General features: G+C 69.9%; 20 protein-coding genes and 1 pseudogene. 13 read left to right on the top strand and 8 right to left on the bottom strand.

Features of this window, described 5'->3' with window-relative positions:
- Window positions 1-377 (top strand): annotated as a pseudogene (locus Q0D75_RS05785) (hypothetical protein); the annotation flags it as partial.
- A 140-nt stretch (window positions 378-517) separates the two neighbouring features.
- Here Q0D75_RS05785 and Q0D75_RS05780 read toward each other — a convergent pair.
- Window positions 518-1,234, bottom strand: coding sequence for a GntR family transcriptional regulator (locus Q0D75_RS05780; RefSeq protein WP_291050358.1), 717 nt, complete (start codon window positions 1,232-1,234; stop codon window positions 518-520).
- Between the two features lie 144 nt (window positions 1,235-1,378).
- On the opposite strand from Q0D75_RS05780, the gene Q0D75_RS05775 reads away from it, so the two are divergent.
- Window positions 1,379-2,653: an MFS transporter gene (locus tag Q0D75_RS05775; protein WP_291050368.1), complete on the top strand. Its 1,275-nt coding sequence runs from the start codon at window positions 1,379-1,381 to the stop codon at window positions 2,651-2,653.
- Here the strand turns inward: Q0D75_RS05775 and Q0D75_RS05770 are convergent.
- Window positions 2,616-3,272, bottom strand: a complete 657-nt coding sequence (locus tag Q0D75_RS05770) for a TMEM175 family protein (RefSeq protein ID WP_291050356.1) — start codon at window positions 3,270-3,272, stop codon at window positions 2,616-2,618. The genes Q0D75_RS05775 and Q0D75_RS05770 overlap by 38 nt on opposite strands.
- Window positions 3,273-3,414: 142 nt before the next feature.
- On the opposite strand from Q0D75_RS05770, the gene Q0D75_RS05765 reads away from it, so the two are divergent.
- Complete coding sequence (locus Q0D75_RS05765) at window positions 3,415-4,986, top strand: MFS transporter (RefSeq protein ID WP_366513413.1); 1,572 nt, start codon at window positions 3,415-3,417, stop codon at window positions 4,984-4,986.
- Window positions 4,987-5,020: 34 nt separating this feature from the next.
- Here Q0D75_RS05765 and Q0D75_RS05760 read toward each other — a convergent pair whose 3' ends face one another.
- The 4 genes from Q0D75_RS05760 to Q0D75_RS05745 all read right to left on the bottom strand — a co-directional run bounded on the left by Q0D75_RS05760 (window position 5,021) and on the right by Q0D75_RS05745 (window position 9,604).
- A complete protein-coding gene (locus Q0D75_RS05760; protein WP_291050353.1) occupies window positions 5,021-6,430 on the bottom strand; it encodes an aldehyde dehydrogenase family protein in 1,410 nt (469 codons plus the stop codon).
- Window positions 6,427-7,812 (bottom strand): APC family permease, encoded by a 1,386-nt coding sequence (locus tag Q0D75_RS05755; RefSeq protein ID WP_291050351.1) that lies wholly within the window; start codon window positions 7,810-7,812, stop codon window positions 6,427-6,429. Before Q0D75_RS05755 ends, Q0D75_RS05760 begins: the two co-directional genes overlap by 4 nt.
- 125 nt (window positions 7,813-7,937) lie before the next feature.
- Complete coding sequence (locus Q0D75_RS05750; protein ID WP_291050349.1) at window positions 7,938-9,266, bottom strand: NAD(P)/FAD-dependent oxidoreductase; 1,329 nt, start codon at window positions 9,264-9,266, stop codon at window positions 7,938-7,940.
- A complete protein-coding gene (locus Q0D75_RS05745; protein ID WP_291050347.1) occupies window positions 9,263-9,604 on the bottom strand; it encodes a cupin domain-containing protein in 342 nt (113 codons plus the stop codon). The genes Q0D75_RS05750 and Q0D75_RS05745 overlap by 4 nt, the downstream gene beginning before the upstream one ends.
- Window positions 9,605-9,711: 107 nt before the next feature.
- Here Q0D75_RS05745 and Q0D75_RS05740 point away from each other — a divergent pair, with 107 nt between their 5' ends.
- Complete coding sequence (locus Q0D75_RS05740) at window positions 9,712-10,281, top strand: TetR/AcrR family transcriptional regulator (RefSeq protein WP_291050346.1); 570 nt, start codon at window positions 9,712-9,714, stop codon at window positions 10,279-10,281.
- Window positions 10,282-10,296: 15 nt separating this feature from the next.
- Here the strand turns inward: Q0D75_RS05740 and Q0D75_RS05735 are convergent, their stop codons facing one another.
- Window positions 10,297-11,253 carry an aldose 1-epimerase family protein gene (locus Q0D75_RS05735; protein ID WP_291050344.1) on the bottom strand — a complete coding sequence of 319 codons (957 nt, stop codon included), beginning with the start codon at window positions 11,251-11,253 and terminating at the stop codon, window positions 10,297-10,299.
- Window positions 11,254-11,480: 227 nt separating this feature from the next.
- Between Q0D75_RS05735 and Q0D75_RS05730 the strand changes: the two genes are divergently transcribed.
- From Q0D75_RS05730 to Q0D75_RS05715, 4 genes are all read left to right on the top strand, one after another.
- Window positions 11,481-11,864, top strand: a complete 384-nt coding sequence (locus Q0D75_RS05730; RefSeq protein WP_291050343.1) for a DUF4190 domain-containing protein — start codon at window positions 11,481-11,483, stop codon at window positions 11,862-11,864.
- A 147-nt stretch (window positions 11,865-12,011) separates the two neighbouring features.
- On the top strand, window positions 12,012-12,950 hold the full coding sequence (gene cysK, locus Q0D75_RS05725) for a cysteine synthase A (protein WP_291050341.1): 939 nt from the start codon (window positions 12,012-12,014) through the stop codon (window positions 12,948-12,950).
- 4 nt (window positions 12,951-12,954) lie between these two features.
- Window positions 12,955-13,551 carry a serine O-acetyltransferase EpsC gene (gene epsC / locus Q0D75_RS05720; protein WP_291050339.1) on the top strand — a complete coding sequence of 199 codons (597 nt, stop codon included), beginning with the start codon at window positions 12,955-12,957 and terminating at the stop codon, window positions 13,549-13,551.
- A gap of 171 nt (window positions 13,552-13,722) precedes the next feature.
- Complete coding sequence (locus Q0D75_RS05715; RefSeq protein WP_291050337.1) at window positions 13,723-15,054, top strand: MFS transporter; 1,332 nt, start codon at window positions 13,723-13,725, stop codon at window positions 15,052-15,054.
- Window positions 15,055-15,061: 7 nt separating this feature from the next.
- Here the strand turns inward: Q0D75_RS05715 and Q0D75_RS05710 are convergent, their stop codons facing one another.
- Complete coding sequence (locus Q0D75_RS05710) at window positions 15,062-15,265, bottom strand: hypothetical protein (protein WP_291050335.1); 204 nt, start codon at window positions 15,263-15,265, stop codon at window positions 15,062-15,064.
- A 137-nt stretch (window positions 15,266-15,402) separates the two neighbouring features.
- Between Q0D75_RS05710 and Q0D75_RS05705 the strand changes: the two genes are divergently transcribed.
- The 5 genes from Q0D75_RS05705 to Q0D75_RS05685 all read left to right on the top strand — a co-directional run bounded on the left by Q0D75_RS05705 (window position 15,403) and on the right by Q0D75_RS05685 (window position 21,548).
- On the top strand, window positions 15,403-16,989 hold the full coding sequence (locus tag Q0D75_RS05705) for an FAD-dependent oxidoreductase (RefSeq protein ID WP_291050333.1): 1,587 nt from the start codon (window positions 15,403-15,405) through the stop codon (window positions 16,987-16,989).
- Between the two features lie 49 nt (window positions 16,990-17,038).
- On the top strand, window positions 17,039-18,808 hold the full coding sequence (locus Q0D75_RS05700) for a carboxylesterase/lipase family protein (RefSeq protein WP_291050331.1): 1,770 nt from the start codon (window positions 17,039-17,041) through the stop codon (window positions 18,806-18,808).
- A gap of 150 nt (window positions 18,809-18,958) precedes the next feature.
- Window positions 18,959-19,960: an aminotransferase class IV gene (locus Q0D75_RS05695; RefSeq protein ID WP_291050329.1), complete on the top strand. Its 1,002-nt coding sequence runs from the start codon at window positions 18,959-18,961 to the stop codon at window positions 19,958-19,960.
- Between the two features lie 172 nt (window positions 19,961-20,132).
- Complete coding sequence (locus tag Q0D75_RS05690) at window positions 20,133-20,855, top strand: TRIC cation channel family protein (RefSeq protein WP_291050327.1); 723 nt, start codon at window positions 20,133-20,135, stop codon at window positions 20,853-20,855.
- A 186-nt stretch (window positions 20,856-21,041) separates the two neighbouring features.
- Window positions 21,042-21,548: a hypothetical protein gene (locus Q0D75_RS05685; protein ID WP_291050325.1), complete on the top strand. Its 507-nt coding sequence runs from the start codon at window positions 21,042-21,044 to the stop codon at window positions 21,546-21,548.
- The last annotated feature ends 4 nt before the right edge of the window (window positions 21,549-21,552 follow it).

Below are 21,552 nucleotides of genomic sequence, written 5' to 3'. Positions count from 1 at the left end.
AGGGGGAGCGTACTGCCGCGCCGCGCCCTGCTGCGCCCCGAGCACCGGACGCACCGGACGCGCCGGATGCCACGGCGCGCTACGTGCGGATGGCGGCGGGCATCCCCGGCAACGACCCGCACGCGCTGCTGCGCGTGGCCGAGGCGCAGCAGCGGCACGCGTTCCGGCCGCTCGCGCGCATCCCGTCGCAGCCGCTGCTCTTCGCGGCCGGCACCGACGACGAGCTCGCCGGCCCGATCGAGCAGCTCGCGTCCCGCATCGGGCACGCCTCCTTCGTGCCCCTGCCCGGCCGCGATCACATCACCGCGGTCACCTCGCGCGTCTTCAAAGACGAGACCGTGGCCTTCCTCCGCGCCGTGGAGTCCTCAGCCCGCTGACTCTGCGCTAGCTGACCCTCACACTCCCCACCCGCGCGCCGCAGCTCCCGGGGAGCCGTTCGGTCGCAAAAAAGTGTCTTCGGGGCCGGATGAAGGCACGAAATCGCGACCGAACGAGCCGCGACGAGGGGTGAGGGTGCTCAGTTCGCGCGGGTGGGGCGTGCGGGAGCGCCGTCGACGATCGAGAGGCCGTGACCGCGCAGGCGGCGGCGCTCGGCGGTGAGGAAGTGCACCAGGCGCTCATTGGTGTCGCGGATGTGCGCCGCCACGAGGGCGGCCGCCCGGTCGGCGTCGCGCGCGCGGAGGGCGTCGACGATCGCCTGGTGCTCGTCGCGCGCCTGCGCCCGCGACGCGGCCGTGCGCACCTCGAGCCAGCGGGTGCGCGCCAGCCGGGTCATCGCGCCGCGCACCGCGTCGGCCAGCAGCGGGTTGCCCGAGAGCGTCGCGAGTTCCACGTGGAAGTCGCTGCCGGCGCGCAGGCCCTCGTCTTCGTCGGCGGCCGGACCGCCCGCCGTCAGCAGCTCGGCCACCGCATCCAGGTCGGCATCCACGGCCCGCTCCACGGCGAGCCGCACGGCCATCGACTCCACCGCCTCGCGCAGCTCGGCCAGCGACCGGATCTCGGCCACATCGATCGGCGCCACCACCCAGCCACGCCCCGCGTGCCCCTCGCGCAGCACGAGTCCCTCGTTCTCGAGCCGCATCAGAGCGGCCCGCACCGGCGTGCGCGATCCCGCGAAGGCGGCCTCGAGCCCGCGCTCGGTGAGGCGCTCGCCGGGGGCGAGCTCGAGGGTCAGGATGGCGGACCGCATCCGTTCGAAGAGTCCGGATGCCTGCGACGGCACGGTATCGGGCATGACGCTCTCCCCGGTTCGATTTGGGATACCAAATTGGTGTACCGTCATCGTACCGGACCCGGGCCCGGACTCGTACCGGAAGGAGACCTCATGAGCACCTCGACGACGCAGCTGCGACGCGGCGCGAAGCCGCCGCGCGAGCCCATGCCCCACGCCGCCCGCGCCTGGACGGCACTCGGCCTCGGCCTCGGCGCCCAGATCTCGGGCACCGTGTTCGTGAGCGCCCCCGCCTTCCTCATCCCCCTACTGCACACCGAGCGCGGCCTGAGCCTGGCCGAAGCCGGCCTGCTGGCCTCCACGCCGACCATCGGCATGGTGCTCACCCTGATCGCCTGGGGCGCCCTGGCCGACCGCATCGGCGAGCGCTGGGTGATTGCCGGCGGGCTCGCGCTCACGGCCATAGCGGCCTTCGCCGCCGTCCAGGCGCAGGGATACGTGGCGCTGGGGCTGTTCTTCCTGCTCGGCGGCGCGGCCTCGGCCAGCACGAATGCGGCCAGCGGCCGGGTGGTGGTGGGCTGGTTCCCGAAAGACCGCCGGGGCCTCGCGATGGGCATCCGTCAGATGGCGCAGCCGCTCGGGGTGACGATCGCCGCGCTGTGCGTTCCGCAGCTCGCCTCCGGTGTGGGGGTCGGCGCAGCACTGGCCGTGCCGGCCGTGCTGACCGCGGTGTTCGCGGTGGCCTGCGCGATCGGCATCCGGAACCCGCCACGGGCTCCGCGGGCGGCCGCCCCCGACGTGGCGCGCGCCGCCAACCCCTATCGGTCGAGCGGATTCCTCTGGCGCATCCACGCCGTCTCGGTGCTGCTGGTCGTGCCGCAGTTCACCCTCTCGACCTTCGGCCTGGTCTGGCTGATCGCCGAGATCGGCATGGATCCGGTGATCGCCGGCGTGCTGGTGGGCGTCGCCCAGTTCGTCGGGGCGATCGGCCGCATCGGCGTGGGCGTGCTGAGCGACCGCGTCGGCAGCCGGGTGCGCCCGCTCGCCTGGGTGGCCGTGGCGGCCGCGGCGATGATGCTGCTGCTCGCCGGGCTCGACGCCGTTCTGCGGGCGACCGGTGCGGTTCCGGATGCGACGACGGGGGCGGTTCCGGATGCCGCGGCGCCGGCATCCTCAGGCCCGACCGTCCTGGCCGCCCTGATCGCCGCGGGTGTGCTGTTCGTGATCGCCACGAGTGTAGTGGTGGCCGACAACGGCCTCGCCTTCACCTCGGTGGCCGAGGTGGCCGGATCGGCGTGGGCCGGCCGCGCCCTCGGCGCCCAGAACACGGCTCAGTTCGTGGCGGCCTCGGCGGTGGGCCCGGCGGTCGGCGCGCTGATCGGAGTACTCGGCTTTCCGCTGGCCTTCGCGGCGGTGGCGCTGTGCCCGGTGGTGGCCGTCCCCCTCATTCCGAGGGCGTCGGCCGAGCACGACCGGCTCTGAGCGCCCGCCGTTTCTCGACCCGGTTCAGCACCGCCAGCACCGGGCCGGTGAACAGGAGCAGCAGCAGGGGCAGCAGCCCCAGATCGGGCAGGGCGAGCGCCACGAGCAGCACGACGAGCATCATCACCGAGGTGGCCAGGCTCGGCAGCACGGTGAGCGTGCCGCGCACCTCCGGCGCCTGCAGATCGGGGCTGCGCACGATCACCCACTGCTGCGCGGCGCTCGAGACGCTCGTGGCCAGCATCGTGCCGACGTAGAGCAGGGTCGTGTCGGGGTTGGCCGATCCGGTGGTCGCGATCAGCTCCGTGGGGAAGGGCAGGAAGACGATCGTGAGCAACCAGAACATGTTCACCCAGATCAGGGTCGTGTTGTAGCTGACGATGCGCTCGTAGATGCGGTGGTGGGCCAGCCAGAACCGGCCGATCACCACGAAGCTGATCACGAACACCAGCAGCTTCTGGCCGTCCTTCTCGAACAGCTCCGAGAGGGTCATCCCGTCGAGCTCGGTGGCCGTGTCGACCAGCGGCAGGATCAGCAGCGTGATCGCGATCGCCACCACCGCGTCGCTGAAGTTGACCAGCCGATCGAATCCCCGCTCCGTGCGCATGACCTCGCTCATGACCTCATTATCGGGCCGAACGGAATATCCGCCCCGGTCGCCCGGTTGACACCCCGAGTAAAGTAGTTCACCAGGGGCAATTATTTTGCTGCCCCATCGGGCCGCAGCGTCGCCTCCCGCATCGCTCCCCGAAGGGAATCCTGTGACCAGATTCGACGACCGCACCGACACCGGCGCCATCCGCGCTGCCGGTGCCGGTGCCGCGGCTGCCGCTGACGGTGCGCCCGGGGCCACCGGCGGCGCCTGGCTGACGGATGCCGAGCGCGCACGCCTGCAGCAGCCCGTGAACTCGCGGGCGGTCGTGTTCGCGCTCGCCTTCACCGGCCTCGTGGCCGCGTTCATGATGACCCTGCTCACTCCGCTGGTGCCCTCGCTGCCCGGCATCCTGGGCGTCACGCCCGAAGACTCGCAGTGGGCCGTGACGGTCACCCTGCTCGCCGCCTCGGTGGCGACGCCGATCACCGGGCGACTCGGCGACCTCTACGGCAAGCGCCGCATCATGCTGATCGTTCTCGGTCTCGTGGTGCTCGGCTCGCTCGTCGCCCTGTTCGCGAACTCGCTGCTGCTCTTGATCGTGGGCCGGGCCCTGCAGGGCGTCGGCATCGGCGTGATCCCGCTGGGCATCAGCATCCTGCGCGACGTGCTGCACCGCGACCGTCTCGGCGGCGCGATCGCGCTGGTGAGCGCCACGCTCGGCGTCGGCGGTGCCGTGGGCCTGCCGCTGGCCGCCGTGATCTCGCAGTACCTCGACTGGCACTTCCTCTTCATCGTGTCGGGCCTGCTGGCCGTGATCGCCCTGGCGCTGGTGTGGCGGCTGATCCCGGTGAGCACGCTCCGCAGCGAAGGCCGGTTCGACTTCCTCGGCGCGGCCGGCCTCGCGGTGGGGCTCACCGGCATCCTGCTGGCCGTCTCGAAGGGCGGAACCTGGGGCTGGGGCAGCCCGGTCACCCTCGGCGTGCTCGCGGCCGGCGTGGTCGTTCTCGTGCTCTGGGGCGTGTTCGAACTGCGTACCGAGAGCCCGCTGGTCGACCTGCGCATCGCCGGGCGGCGCACCGTGCTGCTCACCAACCTCGCCTCGGTGATGGTCGGCTTCGCCTTCTTCGCCAGCACCGTGGCACTGCCGCAGCTGCTCGAGGCTCCCGTGGGAACCGGTGTCGGGCTCGGCCAGACCATGCTGGTCGCGAGCCTCTGCCTGATGCCCAGCGGCCTCGTGATGTGGGCCATGTCCCCGGTGGCCGCGCGCCTCATCCGGGCCAGAGGCGCCCGTGTGAGCCTGTTGCTCGGCCTCGCGATCATCGCCGTCGCCTACGTGGGCGGCCTGTTCTTCATGACCGAGATCTGGCACATGATCCTGGTGGCCACCGTGGTGGGCCTCGGCGTCGGATTCGCCTACTCGTCGATGCCGACGCTCATCATGGCGGCGGTGCCGGCCACCGAGACGGCCTCCTCCAACGGGCTCAACTCGGTGATGCGCTCGCTCGGGTCGACCGTGGCCAGCGCCGTGCTCGGCGTGGTGCTCTCGGCCAGCCTGATCAGCTCGAACGGGGTCACCACCCCGAGTGCGGGCGGGTTCCAGATCACGTTCATCATCTCGGCGGCGGCCGCGGTGGTCGGTGTGGTGCTGACCGTGTTCATCCCTCGGCACCACCGGGCGTACCAGCGCGCGAGCCTTCCCGACGCCGACGACCTCGCGGGGGAGCGTTCGGCCGCCTGACCTCGAGCATCGCGTGAGCGGACGCCGCGGGTGATCAGATCGTGATGACCTTCGGTGTCGCGACGGCCTTCAACCCCTGAACGCCGAACTCCTGGCCGTATCCCGAGGACTTCGTGCCCCCGAAAGGCACGGAGGGGTTCAAGGTGCCGTGCTGGTTGATCCACACCGTACCGGCCTGAAGACGTTGCGCGACCGCGAGCGCCTTATCGACGTCGTTCGACCAGACGGAGGCTCCCAAACCTTGTTCGGAGGCGTTCGCCCGCCAGATAGCGTCGTCGATCTCGGTGTAGCGGATGACGGGAATCGCGGGGCCGAACTGCTCTTCGTCCACCAACGCCGCACCGTCCTGGATATCGGCCACGACCGTCGGCCGGTAGAACAGCGGCCCGAGATCGGTGGCGGCTTCGCCTCCGGTGACGATTCGAGCACCGCGACTGCGTGCATCCTCGACGAGTCGCTCGACGACATCGAACTGAGCCTGATTCTGCAGCGGGCCGAGGACCATGCCCGGGTCGGTACCCCGCCCCATCGGCATCGACTCGGCGATCCGGGCGAGTGAATCGACGACCTCGTCGTAGACCGAGTCATGGACGTACAGGCGCTTGAGAGCAGCGCAGGTCTGCCCGGTGTTGATGAAGCATCCCCAGAACAGATTCTCCGCGAGGCCGCTGATATCGGTGTCGGGAAGGACGATCCCGGGGTCGTTGCCGCCGAGCTCGAGAGTGAGCCGGGCGAGATTGTGGGCGGAGGACTCCACGATCTTCCGCCCGGTAGCGGTTGAGCCGGTGAACATGATCTTGTCGAACTCCGGGTGGGCCGCCATCGCCGAGCCGATCTCCCGGTCGCCGGTGACGGCGGCGAGAACGCCGTCCGGCAGGTGGCGGTTGAAAACCTCGACGAGGGCCAGTACCGACAGCGGAGTGAAACCACTGGGCTTCACGACGACGCTGTTGCCCATCCGGAGCGATGGGGCGATCTGCCAGACGGAGATCATCATCGGCCAGTTCCAGGGGCCGATCGCGCCGACGACGCCGAGAGATTCGTAGTGGAGGATCGAGCGGGATGCGCCGCTCTCGAAAATCAGCTCTGGCTCCAAGACCGTGTCGGCGGCACTTCTCGTCCACACCGCGCAGGCGCCGACTTCGAAGCGCGCATTCGGCCCATCGAGCGGCTTTCCCTGCTCTCGGGAAAGCAGGTGCGCCAACTCTTCGGAGTTGGCCTCGATCTCATCCGCGATCGCGTTCAGGATCCGGCTTCGCTCGCTGTGGCCCAGGGCCTGCCAGGCCGGCTGTGCGGCACGCGCGCCGGCGATGCGTTCCTCCAGGTCGGCGAGAGTGTGCACGGGGGCGTAGCCGATCACTTCTCGGGTGGCGGCGTCGGGGATGGGGCGGCCTTCGTCTGCGCTGACGCAGACGAAGTCCAAGAGTGCGGTCGTGTCGGTCATGGGCGCTGTCCTTTCGGGGTGGTGCGGTTTCTCTCGCTGATGAAGCCGATCGAGAACACGATCGGGACGACGATCAGCAGGAGTGAGGCGGTGAGAAGCTCGCCGCCGATGAGCGAGGTGAAATTGACGATGATCACGGCCAGTACGCCGAGGAGGCAGAGAGTAGCCAGCACGGGTGCGACCACCATCTTCAGAACGCTGGAGTCAGCGCGGTGTCGGAGCGCGTAGACGACGATCGCGATGGAACACAGAGAGTAGAGGGTGACGAGAGCTGCGACGCTCAAACCACTGAACCACGAGAACAGGGTCAGGACGGGGTCCAGTCCCAAGAGCGCGAACGGAGCGATCAGGATCACGGCGATGACGCTCTGGGCCCAGGCAGCTGCAGAGGGTGACTGATGCGAGTTCGTGCGGGCGAGGCGAGACGGGAGTGAGCCCTGACTTCCCAGCGCATGGAGGTACCGGTTGATTCCGTTGTGGAAGGCGAGGATCCCGGCGAACAGGGAGGTGACGAGCAGGATGCTGCCCACCGGCCCGGACCAAGGGCCGAGCATCCCGTCGAGCGCGGCGAAGACGAATGACGTCGAGTCACCCGATTCCACGGCTGCTCCCGCCGCGTCCACGACCTCGCTCGCTCCGTAGAACGAGATGAACATCCAGGAGACGAAGCTGAAGAAGAGTGCGATCACTGCGACGGAGAGGAAGGTCGCCCGCGCCACCGTCCGCTTCGGATCCTTGGCCTCCCCGGAATAGATCGCCGTGGACTCGAAGCCGAACATCGAGGCGACGGCGAACATGAGGGCGACACCGGGTGCCCCGGAAAGAACGGCAGAAGGAGAGAAGCTGGCGGCGACATCGATGCTGCCGCCTTCCGGGCCGCCGCCGGTGAACAGGATCCCGAGCGAGAAGGCGAGCAGGATTGCTATTTCGAGCCCGACGAGGATGGCGAGCACCTTCGCCCCGAGTTCGATGTTCAGCGATCCGAGAAGCTGCACCAGGGCGATGGTGATCAGCACCGGAAGCCACCACGGGATGATCATCCCCAGCGAGGCGAAGAGCGCTGCGACGCTCGCGCCGAACAAACCGTACATCGCCGCCTGAACGGTCGCGTAGGCCAGCAAGGCCAGCCACGCGGATCCGGTGCCGGCCCTGCGGCCCATTCCGGCGCCGACGTAGGCATAGAAGGCTCCCTTCGCGACGACTCGGCGACTCATCGCGATGAAGCCCACTGCGAAGAGCGCGATGACGGCGCCGATGAGCAGGTAGGCGCCAGGCGCGCCGGCCCCGTTGCCGAGCAGGACGGTCAACGGCAGTGCGCCGGCGATGCCGGTGAGCGGGGCCTGCGCGGAGAGCACGAAGAAGAGGATGCCGAAGACGCCCACGGCGCCTTCACGAAGCGACGTCCTGTCTCTCGGATCTGCTGACGTGGTCGTCGGCACGGGGATTGGGGCAGCTGTTCGGTCGGTCACGTCGATCTCCCTTGATCTCGGTTCGGTGGGGGCTTCGGTCAGGCCCGCGTGTCTGAGGGCCTGCGGGCATCGATGAGAGTTCGCGACGCACTGAGTGCGCTTTCTATGGCGCCGTCGATGAACCCGCCCCACCCGTCAGCCAGATCGGAACCAGCGAAGTGAATCGCCCCGTGGGGTTCACGCAGAGCAGCGAGGGACCTCGTCAGAAAGCCGGTGCGGTGCATCGGCCAGGTCTCACCCGAGTACTCATCGTGCACCCAGTCATGACCGGCCGACTCCAGCACGCGAAGATCGGGACGCAGCTTCGACAGCTGTTCTTGAATCGCCAGGACATTGAATGGATCGATGGCGCCGGCATCCGGGCCGAACCCGATGACGTAGGTCTTTCCGTCGTGGACGTACTCCGACTGGAAGAACGTGAGCGGCCAGTCGGCGGCTCCCATCGCCACGAACGCACGATGTTCCCCCTCGACTGTGAACCAGGTCTTGGTTCCCAGGCCTAACTGGCCTCGATCGAGAGCGTCTCGCTTCGACGCGCTGAGTTCCGGGGTGAACGCAATACGATCCTGTGCGTGCAGGGGAACGGTCACCAGCGCCGCGTCCGCTGTGAAACGCCGGCCGTCCCGTGCGACGACGATCGCCTCGCCCGGTGACGTATCAATACTCGCCACATCGACGCCGAGGGCGTAGGTCGCCGAACTGTCGGAGGCGATCGCTGAGGCGAGGGCTTTGGTTCCTCCGGCGATCTTGTACGTGGCGCATGCCTCGAAGTTCAGCTTCCAGTCACCGTTGGTCAGCGCCACCCAGCGAAGCGCCTGGGTGAACGCCGCGTCATCGAGCCTGCCGTTGAAATTCAGCGTCCAGAAAGCCTCAAGCACGGATGCCTGCTCGCTGGTGAGGCCGAGCGACCGGATTCGCTCAAGGAGACGGTCACCGTCGATCTCGTCGACGATGGTGGAACTGAGGGGCGAATACGGGAGAGGGAAAACGGTCATGGCATCTGCCAGGAGTGGAGTGTTGCCTTCATCGAGCAGGTCGAGAAGCTGATCCGGTGTCCCGGCAACGGCTTGCTCGCCGTTCCACCAGGCCGCGGTCTCGGGTAGGGGACTGGGCGCCAGCCCGATGCCGTACCGGCGCAACTCGGCCCAGACGTGAGGCTGAACCCAATGGACCCACGTACCGCCGATTTCGAGCTCCATCCCCATTCGCTCGTCGAGCCACGTCCTACCGCCGATACGGTCGCGGGCTTCGACCACGAGCACGTCCAACCCGGCGTGAGAGAGTTCCCTCGCGGCCACGAGTCCGGCGAACCCGGCACCCACGACGATGACGTCGTGGTGCCCTGGCCGTGCAGGCGTGCGGTTCACGAGTACACGAAGAACTCGACGGTGGGCTCGAGCACGGTCCACGTCGCGACCGTCCCGCGGTTGAGCGAGGCGCTGGAGCCGGCACGGAGATCGAGGGTCGGCCCGTTCTCCACGGCCACCGTGACGTGACCTTCCAGGATGTGCACGGTTTCATCGGCGTGCCCGGTGATGGTCATCGGTCCGGGCGTCTGCTCCGGAGTGATGAACCAATAGCCCGCGGAGAGTTCGCTCCGGTTCCCGTCCCCGGGCCGGCGCACCCACTGAACCGTGCCGACCTCGAACGGTACGGCGTCGGTGCGATCGATCGTGGCGGAGCTCGCGTACGCGGCTTCAGACATCTTCGTCCCCTCTCGACATCGAGATGCACCCGAGTGGTGCGGGAGCAATCTAAGCACATGCTTAGTTTTGAGCGCAATGCGCAGTCATGCGTTGTTAGCATGAGGTCATGGTTCGACAGGTGCGATACGGCGGCGGTCGCGAGGCGCTGGTCGAGGCCGCAGTCGAGATCGTTGCGGCGAAGGGCTTGCGCGGGCTGACCTTCCGGGCGGTCGCCGCCCAAGCCGGAGTCAACAACTCACTCGTCGCGCATCACTTCGGAACGCGGGATGCTCTCCTTGCGGCCGCTCTCGAGTGGGCGGTCGAGAGGTCGATCGACACGACGCTGCTGCTAGACTTCGAGTCGGAGCAACGATTCACGAACGCGCTGCTGGAGTCACTGGTCGTGGCACCGGGTATCCAGGTCTTCCAGTACGAGATGATTTTGGAGGCCCGGAGGAATCCGCTCTTCGCGCTGCCGGTGAAGCGCCTTTACGAGCGCTACTTCGATGTCACTCGAGAAAGCCTGCGACGACATGTCCCTGACGGCGATCTCGACGCCGTCGCCCGCCATGTGTTCTCGGCGCTCGAGGGCTTCGTCCTTCAGTACCTCGCCGGAGTGGAGGAAGACTCCATCCGTGCCGGCCTGCACGCGTTGTGGGCCGTGATCGTCGACCGCTCGTCGACCACCAAAGCCTGACGCGACAAGACGGGCTCAGGAAGTCAGGGCGGAAATGCTCCAGGATGCCGTCGTCGACGTCCCCGGGTCGAGCACCAGCAGATCGGTGCCCGAGTTGAAAGCGTCCGGCGGGCAGGTCATCGGCTCGACCGCGAGCCCACGGCGGTGCGCCTCGGCGTCGAGGGGGTCGTCGGCGGTGCAGACCTGGATCCACGGGCACGACTCGTCGAAGCGCATGGCGACCCCGGATCCGTCGGCTGCGGTGAGCGAGACCGTGGCGACGCCCGATCCGTCGCGCGCGATACCGGTGAAGGCGTGGTCGATCACGGTCGCGGCGATCGCGCGGGCTTCGCGGAAGTCGAACGTCCCCGCCCGGCCGGCCGCAGCATCCGTGACGGCGTCGACCGACGCGAGGCCCTGCGGGATGAGCCGATCGGGAGTCACCGTCAGAACCTCGGATGCGGGCAGCTCGAACACCCAGTCGTCGACCCGGCCGGGCCCGGCCACGAGGTACGGATGCGGCCCGGTTCCGAAGGGGGCCGCGTCGTCGCCGGCGTTCGTGGCGGTGACGCTCTGGTGCAGGCCCTCGTCGTCGAGCCGGTAGGTGACCTCGAGGTCGAGGCGGTGCGGGTAGCCCGCCTGGGCCTGCACGGTGGCGGTGAGCGTGACGGCGTCGACCGAGCGCTCGGTCACCGTGAACGCGAGCCAGAGGGCGAGGCCGTGCAGGGCGTGCCCGCGCGCCGGTTCGCTGAGGGGCAGCTGCTGCTCGGTGCCGGCGAAGCGGTAGCGGCCGTCGGTCACCCGGTTGGGCCACGGCGCGAGGGTGGCGCCGCTGTAGCCGGGGCGCAGCTCGTTCACGCCGTAGGGCGCCACGAGATCGCGGCCCTCGAACTGCAGCACGCGCAGGCTGGCTCCGAGGCCCGCGATGGAGGCGCGGTACGAGCCGTGCTCGAGGTCGATGCGGGTGCCGGAGAGCGGGCGGACTGCAGACACGGGGGACTCCTCGCGGTGGGGTGCGGACGGCCGGCAGATGGATCGGACGGCGCGAAGGATCCAGGGTACCGCGGCCGGGCATCCGGAGCCCGTGCGACTGCTCACGGGAACGTTCTGCCCAACCGCCCCGCGAAATAGGGCCAACGGGAGCCCATCGCGGTAACCTTCGAAGCACCTTGGAGTATCCAGAGCGGATTGACAGCCCCATAGCGAAAGGGAACAGCACCATGACCGACGAGAACCAGCCTCCCGTCCCTCCTCAGCAGCCCGCCCCGCAGTACCAGGCCGCCCCGCCGGTCACGCCCGGGGGCTACAACGCTGCTCCGGCGACGCAGCCGGGCAAGACGCTCGGCATCGTGGGCCTCATCCTGGCCATCCTCGCCCCGGTGATCGGCCTGATCATCAGCATCATCGCGAAGGTGCAGTCCCGCAAGGCGGGCGTGCCCAACGGCATCGCCACCGCGGGCATCATCATCGGCGCGCTCCTGACGGTGGTCTACATCATCATCGTGATCGTCGCCATCGCGGGTGCGGTCGCGCTGGTGGGCCAGTGCGCCGACCTCGGCCCGGGCATCCACGAGATCAACGGCGTCACCTACACCTGCAGCTGATCGCACGCGATCACCGCTGACCGGCGCCCGCCGAACCGCTGACGGTTCTGCGGGCGCCGCGTCATTTTCGGCCGGGTGCCGGATGCGAGAACTAGAGTTGTGAGCGACGCTCCACGACCCCGTCCGCTCGCAGAAAGCCGCACCCACATGCCCGCTCGCATCCACAACGACGTCACCGAACTCGTCGGGCGCACCCCGCTCGTGCGCATCAACCGCCTCGCCGAGGGCATCGACGCCACCGTGCTCGGCAAGCTCGAGTTCTACAACCCCGCCAACAGCGTGAAAGACCGCATCGGCGTGGCCATCATCGACGCGGCCGAGAAGTCGGGTGCGCTGAAGCCCGGCGGCACCGTGGTCGAGGGCACCAGCGGCAACACCGGCATCGCGCTGGCCATGGTGGGCGCCGCCCGCGGCTACAAGGTGATCCTCACGATGCCCGAGACGGCATCGGCCGAGCGCCGCGTCGTCATGCGCGCCTACGGCGCCGAGCTCGTGCTCACCCCCGGGCCCGAGGGCATCAAGGGCGCCCTGGCGAAGGCGCAGGAGATCGTCGACTCCACGCCGAACGCCATCCTGGCCCGCCAGTTCGAGAACGAGGCCAACCCGGCCGTGCACCGCGCCACCACGGCCGAGGAGATCTGGGCCGACACCGACGGCGCCGTCGACATCTTCGTGGCCGGCATCGGCACGGGCGGCACCATCACGGGCGTCGGCCAGGTGCTGAAGGAGCGGAAGCCCGGCGTGCAGATCGTCGGCGTCGAGCCGCTCGACTCGCCGCTGCTCACGCAGGGCGTGGCCGGGCCGCACAAGATCCAGGGCATCGGCGCGAACATCGTGCCGCCCATCCTCGACCGCGAGGTCTACGACGAGATCATCGACGTGACCCTCGACGACTCGCTCGAGGTGGCGCGTGCGCTGGCCAGCGAGGAGGGCATCATGGCGGGCATCTCGTCGGGCGCCATCATGTGGGCGGCCCTCGAGGTCGCGAAGCGCCCCGAGAACGCCGGCAAGACCGTGGTCGCCGTGGTCTGCGACCTGGGCGAGCGCTACATCTCCACGCCCCTCTGGGCCGGCCTCGCCGACTGAGCGGGTGAGTGTCAGGTCCCGTCTGCGGGAAGACGTGGCGGCCGCGCGGTCGCACGACCCGGCGGCGCGCAGCACGCTCGAGGTGGTGCTCGGCTACCCCGGCGTGCACGCCGTCTGGGCGTATCGGGTGGCGCACCGGTGGTGGCGGAGTCCGGGGCTGCGCCTGCCGGCGCGCCTGCTCTCGCAGTGGGCGCGCTTCCTCACGGGGGTCGAGATCCATCCGGGGGCCCGGATCGGCCGCCGCCTGTTCATCGACCACGGGATGGGCGTGGTGATCGGCGAGACCACCGTGATCGGCGACGACGTGATGCTCTACCACGGCGTCACCCTCGGCGGCCGGAGCACCCGGCGCGAGAAGCGGCATCCGACCCTCGGCGACCGCGTGGTCGTGGGCGCGGGTGCCACCGTGCTCGGACCGGTGCGGATCGGCGCCGACTCGAGCATCGGCGCGGGCGCCGTGGTGGTGAAGGACGCCCCGCCCGGCTCGGTGCTCGTCGGCATCCCCGCCCGCGACGTCTCCGCCGCCGCCCCGGGCGCTTCCGCGCCGCAGGCCTCCCTCACCGACCCGGCCTTCTACCTCGACCCCGCCATCTACATCTGACGCAACCTGAATCTGAACCCCCGCCGCCGGGTCTCGGTTCAAAAAGCTGCAAATAGCGACGACCGAGGCCGTATACGCCTCCACTCGGCGTATTTTGCAGCCTTTTGAGCCGACACCCACCCCCGTCCGGCTCGACCGGACGGTGTCGGTGGCCATGTGTACGCTGTGAACATGTCCGAGATCAGCCCTGGAGCGACCGCGAGCACGCCCGCGCACTGGCGACGCAACGTGGGGCTGTTCCTCGGCGGGCAGACGGTGTCGCTGTTCGGGTCGATGATCGTGCAGTACGCGGTGATGTGGTACGTCACCTTCGAAACCCGGTCGGGTCTGATGGTGGCGCTGTACGCCGTCGCCGCCTTCCTTCCGCAGGGGATCGTGTCGATCTTCGGCGGGGTGCTGGCCGACCGCATGAACCGGCGTGTGCTCGTGATGCTCTCCGACGGCACGATCGCCGCCGTCACGCTGGTACTCGCCCTGCTGATGCTGAACGGCGTCACCGATCTGTGGATCATCCTGCTCGCCGTGGGCGTGCGCTCGGTGGGTGCCGGGTTCCAGACGCCGGCGGTGCAGGCGATGATCCCGCAGATCGCGCCGCCGGAGCAGCTGATGCGGGTGAACGGCGTCTTCCAGACCATCCAGTCGGCGATGGCGTTGCTCGCGCCCGCCGCAGCCGGTGTGGTGTTCGGCGCCTTCGGCATCGTGCCGGTGTTCTTCATCGACGTGGTGACGGCCGGCATCGGCATCCTGATGCTCGCCTTCGTGGCGGTGCCGACGCTCACGCGCGTCGCCGAGAAGGCCACCAGCTATCGCGAAGACCTCGTGGAGGGCATGCGCTACATCGCCCGCCAGCAGGTGGTGCGCTGGCTGCTGCTGGTGTTCGCCATCCTGTTCCTGCTCACCGTGGCGCCCTCGTTCATCACACCGTTGATGGTGGCGCGCACCTTCGGGCCCGAGGTGTGGATGGTGACGGTGCTCGAGATCGCGTTCAGCGTGGGCATGCTTCTCGGTGGCGTGCTGGTGTCGACCGTGCTGGCCAAGCGCAGCCGCATCGGGCTCATCCTGGTGGCCAGCTTCGGCTTCGCGGTGTTCACGATCGGGCTCGGGCTCAGCACGAATCTCGTGGTGTTCTACGCGTTCATGTTCGCGTTCGGGATGCTCGTGCCGCTGTTCTCGGCGCCTTTCATGACCCTGGTGCAGGAGACCGTGCAGCCCGAGATGCAGGGGCGCGTGTTCAGCTACGTCAGCATCGTGATGGCGCTGGCCACCCCGGTGGGGATGCTGGTGTTCGGCCCGCTCGCCGATGTGGTGACGGTGCAGACGCTGCTCGTGCTGGCCGGCATCGCGACGGTGCTCGTGATCGTCGTGGCCGTGCTGCTGCCCTCCGGGCGCGCCGCGATCCGGGCGGCGCAAGAGGCGCAGACGGCCCAGGCAGCGCAGCAGCCCTCACCCGGCACGATGGGTGACGGCCCCGCCACGCCGGGTGCCGCTCCCATGGTTCCCTGAGGTCGGCCTACTCCTCGTAGCCGAGGTTGTCGTTCAGCACCTCTTCGTCGTCGTCGAAGACGGGGTCGACCTTCACATCGACGCCCTCGGCGTCTTCGAGGAGATCGATGTCCTCAGCACCCTCGGGGTCGACGGATTCGAGGTCGTCGGCCGTGCGGGCGAAGTCGTCCGCCTCGCCGGGCTCGTCGATCCGGTCGCTCAGCTCGCTCATGCTCGCCCTCTTTCTCGATTGTGTGCGGGGCATCCTAGATCAGGATGCCCGCCTCCTACCGTAGGCATGTTCCGGTCGAGATGGCGACCCGCTGAGCATCCCTCCCGCTGGGGTGCGGGCGGGTGTCTACTGAGCCCATGTCCTCGCTCGGTTCTGCTGGTTCTCCCGGTTCTCCCGGTTCTCGTGGTTCGCTGTGGCTCGACGGGCGTCCGCCCCTGCTCACCCAGCCCTTTCTCGCCGATCGGCTCTACGACGTCGTGGTGGTCGGCGCCGGCATCACGGGCCTCAGCACCGCGCTGATGCTCGCCGAGACCGGTCACAAGGTCGTCGTGCTCGAGGCGCGCGGCATCGGCGCACTTGCCACCGGCAACACCACCGGCAAGATCTCACTGCTGCAGGGATCGCGGCTGTCGAGCATCCGTTCGCACCATTCGCGGCGCCTGCTGCGCGCCTATGTCGACTCGAATCGCGACGGTCAGGAATGGCTGCTCGCGTTCTGCGAGCAGGCGGGCGTACCGGTGCAGCGGCACACGGCCTACAGCTACGCGCAGCATCCGGATGCCGCCGTCGCCGTGGAGGACGAGTACAGTGCCGCCCGTGAGGCGGGGCTGCCGGTGACGCTCGTCGACGGCGATCAGGTCGACGTGCCCTTTCCGTTCGCCTTCGGGGTGGCCCTGGCCGAGCAGGCGCAGTTCGACCCGATGGACGCCCTGGATGCGCTGGCGCGCGCCTTCCTCGCGGCGGGCGGGGTCATCCACACGGGTGCCCGGGTGACCGGGGTGAAGGCCTCGGACCCCGCTCGGGTGCGCACCGCCCTGGGAGACGTGCGCGGGCACGCCGTCGTGCTCGCGACCGCCACGCCGATCCTCGATCGGGGGCTGACGTTCGCCAAGACCCACGCGATGCGGTCGTACGCGCTGTCGTTCGAGGTTCCGGATGCTGCGCCGCTGCACGGCGGGATGTTCCTCTCGATCGGCGACGGCGAGCACTCGCGCTCGGTGCGCACGGCGCCGCGCGGTGACACGGAGCTGCTCGTCGTGGGCGGCAACGGGCACGAAGTGGGGCGGCCGGGTTCGCGCTCCGAGAGGCAGCGCGTGCTCGAGCTCGAGGAGTGGACGGGGGCGCTGTATCCCGGGGCGCGGGTCACCCACAGCTGGTCGGCCCAGGACTACGAGTCGCACAACCTGATCCCCTTCGTCGGAGCGCTGCCGCGGGGCCGCGGACGCGTCTACCTCGCCACCGGCTTCGCCAAGTGGGGGCTCACCAACGGCGTGGCCGCGGCCATCCGGCTCACCTCGGAGATCTCGGGGGAGCCGCGGCAGGAGCGCCGTCGCTGGCACCAGGTGATCGGCACGCGCGTGACCATCCCGGCCGACATCGGCCGCGGGGCCGTCGCCGGAACTGCGGTGGGTCGCGAGGCCGTGGCGGGCTGGGCGGCCGCCGAGCGCACCGACGTGCCCGTGCCGCGCCCCGCGGAGGGCTGCGGCGTGGTCGCGAACCGCGCCGGCGCGCCCGTCGGCATCTCGACGGTCGACGGTGAGACCCGCGCGGTCTCGGCGGTCTGCCCCCACCTCGGCGGAGTGCTGCGCTGGAACGACGACGCCCTCAGCTGGGACTGCCCCCTGCACGCCTCCCGCTTCGCCGCCGAAGGCACCCGCCTCGAAGGCCCCGCCGTCACCGACCTCTCCGCCCTGCCGCGCACGCCGGGCTCCGAGCCCTCGTGAACGAGCCCACGCTGGGCGAAGGTGCAGGATGCCCGGGTAGCATTTCGGCATGACGACGGGCGGCGGAGCAGACTCCCTCATCCGCCAGACCACCGCGGGGGCGGTGCGCGGCGCTCGCGAGGGCGAGGTGCTGAGCTGGAAGGGCGTGCCCTTCGCGGCGCCCCCGGTCGGCGAGCGGCGGTTCCGGCGGCCGGCTCCGGCCGAGCCCTGGCACGAGTTGCGCGACGCGACGCACTTCGGGCCGATGGCCCCGCAGCGGGTACTGAAGTCGATGGAGGTCGTGCCCGGCGTCTCGATCGCCGAAGACTGCCTCACCCTCAACATCTGGTCTCCGCGCGGAACGGCTGCGGGCACCGGCACTCCCGATGGTCGGGATCCGGATGTCACGACCGCCGCCCCGCCTCACCGCGGCAAGCCCGTGCTCGTGTGGATCCACGGCGGCGGTTACTTCCAGGGCTCCACCGCCCAGCGCTACTACGACGGCCGCCACCTGGCCGCGAACGGCGACGTCGTCGTCGTCACCGTGAACTACCGCCTCGGCGTGCTCGGCTTCGTCGACTTCTCGAGCCTCGCGGATGACGTCACCACCGGCGCCACCACCGGCGCCGGCTTCACCCACGGCTTCGACTCCAACCTCGGCCTCCGCGACCAGATCTTCGCCCTGCAGTGGGTGCGTGAGAACATCGCGGCGTTCGGCGGCGACCCCGACGACGTGACGCTGTTCGGCGAGTCGGCGGGAGGAGCATCCGTCGTCGCCCTGATGGCCTCGCCGCTGACGACCGGGCTGTTCCACCGGGCCATCGCCCAGAGCGCCCCGGTCACCTCGATCTACGGCCGGCAGCGCGCCCGGGCCGTGGCCGAGCGCTTTCTCGAGATCGTCGGCATCGCTCCCGGCGAATCGCACCGCCTGCGCGAGCTCGACGTCTTCGACCTGGTGGATGCCGGTGCCGAGCTCGTGCACGAGGTCTCGGGCAAGGTGCCCGGCACCCTCGCCATGGCGCCGATGCAGGGCGACGACGTGCTGCCCGAGTTCCCGCTCACGGTGTTCCGCGAGGGGCGGGCCCCGCGCATCCCGCTGATCATCGGCACCAACCACGACGAGTCGTCGTTCTTCAAGCTGATGCGCTCGCCGCTCTTGCCCATCACGGGCGAGAAGGTCGAGCAGATGTTCGCCGAGATCGCGGCAGACCGCCCCGAGTTCGAAGGGGCCGGAGCGCGCATCACCGGCGCCTACCCGGCCTATCCGCGGCGCCGCACGCCCGCCGAGGTGTCGCGCGACGCGGGCTTCCGGATGCCCTCCGTCTGGCTCGCCGAGGCGCACAGCCGTTTCGCCCCCACCTGGATGTACCGCTTCGACCACGCCACCCCGCTGCTGCGCGTCTCGGGCATCGGTGCCACCCACGCGGCCGAGCTCGCCTACGTGTTCGGCTCGTTCGCGCCCCGCGGCAAGGACATCGTGTTCGGCCTCGGCGGCCGCTCCGAGGCGCTGCGGGTGTCGGAGCGCATGCAGGCGCGCTGGCTCGCCTTCGCGCGAACGGGCGACCCGGATGCCGCGCTGGTGGTGGATGAGGCCGGCGTGCCCGATGCGGAAGTCGTCCCGGATGCGGAAGTAGGCCGGGATGCGGCTGGCGCCCCGGATGCGGCGTCCCCGGATGCGGCAGGCGCCCCGGCATCGCCCCTCGCCGACGCCCCGTCCTGGCCCCGCTACGACGAGTCGAGCCGCAGCACTCTCATCATCGACCGCGACGACCGCGTCGAGCACGACCCCGACGCCGACATCCGCGAGGCCTGGGGCCCCGAGATCCTCGCCTTCCGCTGAGGGCGCCGGCCGGGGACCGTCAGCGGATGCAGATATTCCGGTGACCGACCCCGAACAGGCCACCACTCCCCGGGGTTCCTGCATCCGCTGACCGCAATCGACGCGCGGCGCGCGGCAGCCGGCGGAGCGGGAGCTTGGGATGATGGAGTCATGGACGCGCTGACCTACCTGTTCGACTACCCGACGCACGAGGCCGGGAGCCCGTCCGGTGGGACAGGGTCATCGGCGGCCGACCGAGGCGCAGCGGCACTCGCCGGCCTGCGCGCGGTGCCGGTGGCCGACCCGATCGTGTCGGCGCTGGACAGCTCGGCCGAGCGCGGCGACGGCGTGTTCGAGACCTTCGGCGTGGTCGGCGGCCGCGCCCAGGCGGTGCGCCCGCACCTCGACCGCCTCGCCGGCTCCCTCGCCCAGCTCGACATCGCCCCCGCCGACCTCGGCGCCCTCGAGCGGATCGTCACCGAGGTCGCCGCCCAGGCGCCGCACGACGCCGAGCACTTCCTGAAGCTCGTCGTCACGCGCGGCCGGGCGGCGGATGCGGGGCACCCGCGATCCTGGATCGTGCTGTCCCCGAGCGCCGACGCCGGGAAGCTCCGCCGTGACGGGATGCGTTTGGCAACCCTCGATCGCGGCTTCTCGAGCACGGCCGCTCAGGATGCCCCGTGGCTGCTGCTCGGGGCCAAGACGCTGTCGTACGCCACGAACCTCGCCGCGGTGCGCGAGGCCCACCGGCGCGGCGCCGACGACGCCCTCTTCGTCACGAGTGACGGCTACGCCCTCGAGGGGCCCACCTCGAGCCTGATCGTGCGGATCGGCGACACCCTCGTCACCCCGGATCCCGCGATCGGCGTGCTGCACGGCACCACCCAGCGCGCCGTCTTCGACTTCGCGACCGGTGCCGGTGCCGGGGCAGGTGTGGGGGCGCCCGACGGCGCAGACAGCGCCGCACCCGGCGGTGCCGGGGCGGGCGCCCGTCGCTTCGAGACGCTCTACCGTGCCCTCACGCTCGACGAGGTGCGCGCTTCCGACGGCGCCTGGTTCGTCTCCAGCGTGCGCCTCGCGGTGGGCATCACGCACCTCGACGCGCATCCGCTCCCCTTCGACGCCGCCCTCACCGCCGAGCTCAACCACTACCTCCTCTCCCGTCGCGCCTGACCGGCGCCCGCCGCGCCGCCCGCACCCCACCACCGACGACTTCTGCCAAGTCGCCGCTTCTGGGGCCGACTTGCCAGAACTTGTGGCATGTCGTGGTGCTGCCGCAGCGTGCACCTGGGATGCGGAGAGGGCGGATGCCGCCAGCGGCACGCCTCGTGATAAGACTTGAGGCATGGTCGCCGAACAGTTCGTCACGCCGTTCTGGCTCGACCTCGCGGCGACCGGCCTCGGCAGCGTGCAGGGAGCCATGTTCGCGGCCCAGTTCAAAGACCGGCGGCTCGACCTGCTGGGCGTCGGACTGATCGGCGTCGTCACCGGAATGGGTGGCGGTCTGCTGCGCGACGTGCTGCTGAACCAGGTGCCCGCCGCACTGGAGACCAACTGGTTCATCCCGATCGCCATCGTCGCGGCCCTGCTCGGCATGCTGCTCGAGCGACTGCTGAGCCGCCTGAACGTCACCATCACCGTTCTCGACGCCGTGAGCCTCGGGCTGTTCTGCGCCATCGGGGCGAGCAAGGCGCTCTCCCTCGGGCTCCCGGTGGTTCCGGCGGTGATGATCGGCATCGTGGCGGCGGTCGGCGGTGGCATGCTGCGCGACATCCTGCTCGGGATGCCGATCGGCGTGATGCACGTCGGCTCGCTCTACGCGGTGGCGGCCGGCGCCGGCGCGGTGTTCCTGGTGGGCGCGACGGCGAGCGGATCGAGCATCACGGTCGCCGGCATCGGCTGCGTGATCGTCACCACGCTCATCCGCCTGCTGGCCGTGCGCTTCGGCTGGAGCCTGCCCGAGCAGCGCACCATCAGCACGCTCCGCCGGTTGCGCTGGCAGCGGTCCGCGGGGCGCACGGGCGGTCGCTCGGCGCACCACGAGCATCCGGATCCCGAATCCGATTGAACGTTTCGGCGCCGCGGCCCGTTGACCCCAGATGAGGCGACCGGGCCGCCGTGAGGCGTCTCGGGCAGCTCATAGGGAGCGCATCGGCGGTTCATAGCAGCCTGCCAGTGTCGATCAATACGTTCGTATCAGTCGCCCCACACCGCACACGATGCCCGCGGGACCACCACAACGACAGGGAAAATCATGATCACTCGCCAGAAGAAGCTCGCCCTCGCCACGATGTCCGGACTGTCGATCACCGTCGCGCTCGCCGGGTGCGCCAGCGACTCCAGCGCCACCACCACCGGCAGCGACGACACGACCACTCCCAGCACGTCTGCCACGAGCACCCCCTCCGCGAGCAGCAGCGCCGCGGCGACCGACGACAGCGCGAGCGGCACCAGCGACAGCGCCAGCACCTACACCGACGGCACCTACGAGGCCACCGGCACCTACACCTCGCCCAACGGTAAAGAGGAGATCGACGTCTCGCTCACCCTCGCGGGCGACGTCATCACGGCCGTCACCGTCACGCCCGAGGCCACCAACCCCAACTCCGTCAACTACCAGAACCAGTTCGCCGACGGCATCGCCGCGGTCGTCGTGGGCAAGGACATCGACGAGATCGACGTCTCCCGCGTGGCCGGGTCCAGCCTCACCAGCGGCGGTTTCAACGAGGCCGTCGAGACGATCAAGTCCGAAGCGGCCTGAGGCC

The organism is Herbiconiux sp., from assembly GCF_023264855.1.
Lineage (GTDB): Bacteria > Actinomycetota > Actinomycetes > Actinomycetales > Microbacteriaceae > Herbiconiux.
This window is presented reverse-complemented; position numbering and strand designations above follow the sequence as displayed.

Bases quoted from the DNA above. Each gene is read 5' to 3' on its own strand.
- Q0D75_RS05685 (WP_291050325.1), top strand. From the start codon at position 21,042: ATGATCACTCGCCAGAAGAAGCTCGCCCTCGCCACGATGTCCGGACTG.
- Q0D75_RS05700 (WP_291050331.1), top strand. From the start codon at position 17,039: ATGACGACGGGCGGCGGAGCAGACTCCCTCATCCGCCAGACCACCGCG.
- Q0D75_RS05705 (WP_291050333.1), top strand. From the start codon at position 15,403: ATGTCCTCGCTCGGTTCTGCTGGTTCTCCCGGTTCTCCCGGTTCTCGT.
- Q0D75_RS05730 (WP_291050343.1), top strand. From the start codon at position 11,481: ATGACCGACGAGAACCAGCCTCCCGTCCCTCCTCAGCAGCCCGCCCCG.
- Q0D75_RS05710 (WP_291050335.1), bottom strand. From the start codon at position 15,265: ATGAGCGAGCTGAGCGACCGGATCGACGAGCCCGGCGAGGCGGACGAC.
- Q0D75_RS05740 (WP_291050346.1), top strand. From the start codon at position 9,712: ATGGTTCGACAGGTGCGATACGGCGGCGGTCGCGAGGCGCTGGTCGAG.
- Q0D75_RS05690 (WP_291050327.1), top strand. From the start codon at position 20,133: ATGGTCGCCGAACAGTTCGTCACGCCGTTCTGGCTCGACCTCGCGGCG.
- cysK (WP_291050341.1), top strand. From the start codon at position 12,012: ATGCCCGCTCGCATCCACAACGACGTCACCGAACTCGTCGGGCGCACC.
- Q0D75_RS05770 (WP_291050356.1), bottom strand. From the start codon at position 3,272: ATGAGCGAGGTCATGCGCACGGAGCGGGGATTCGATCGGCTGGTCAAC.
- Q0D75_RS05695 (WP_291050329.1), top strand. From the start codon at position 18,959: ATGGACGCGCTGACCTACCTGTTCGACTACCCGACGCACGAGGCCGGG.
- Q0D75_RS05745 (WP_291050347.1), bottom strand. From the start codon at position 9,604: ATGTCTGAAGCCGCGTACGCGAGCTCCGCCACGATCGATCGCACCGAC.
- Q0D75_RS05760 (WP_291050353.1), bottom strand. From the start codon at position 6,430: ATGACCGACACGACCGCACTCTTGGACTTCGTCTGCGTCAGCGCAGAC.
- Q0D75_RS05775 (WP_291050368.1), top strand. From the start codon at position 1,379: ATGCCCCACGCCGCCCGCGCCTGGACGGCACTCGGCCTCGGCCTCGGC.
- Q0D75_RS05715 (WP_291050337.1), top strand. From the start codon at position 13,723: ATGTCCGAGATCAGCCCTGGAGCGACCGCGAGCACGCCCGCGCACTGG.
- Q0D75_RS05780 (WP_291050358.1), bottom strand. From the start codon at position 1,234: ATGCCCGATACCGTGCCGTCGCAGGCATCCGGACTCTTCGAACGGATG.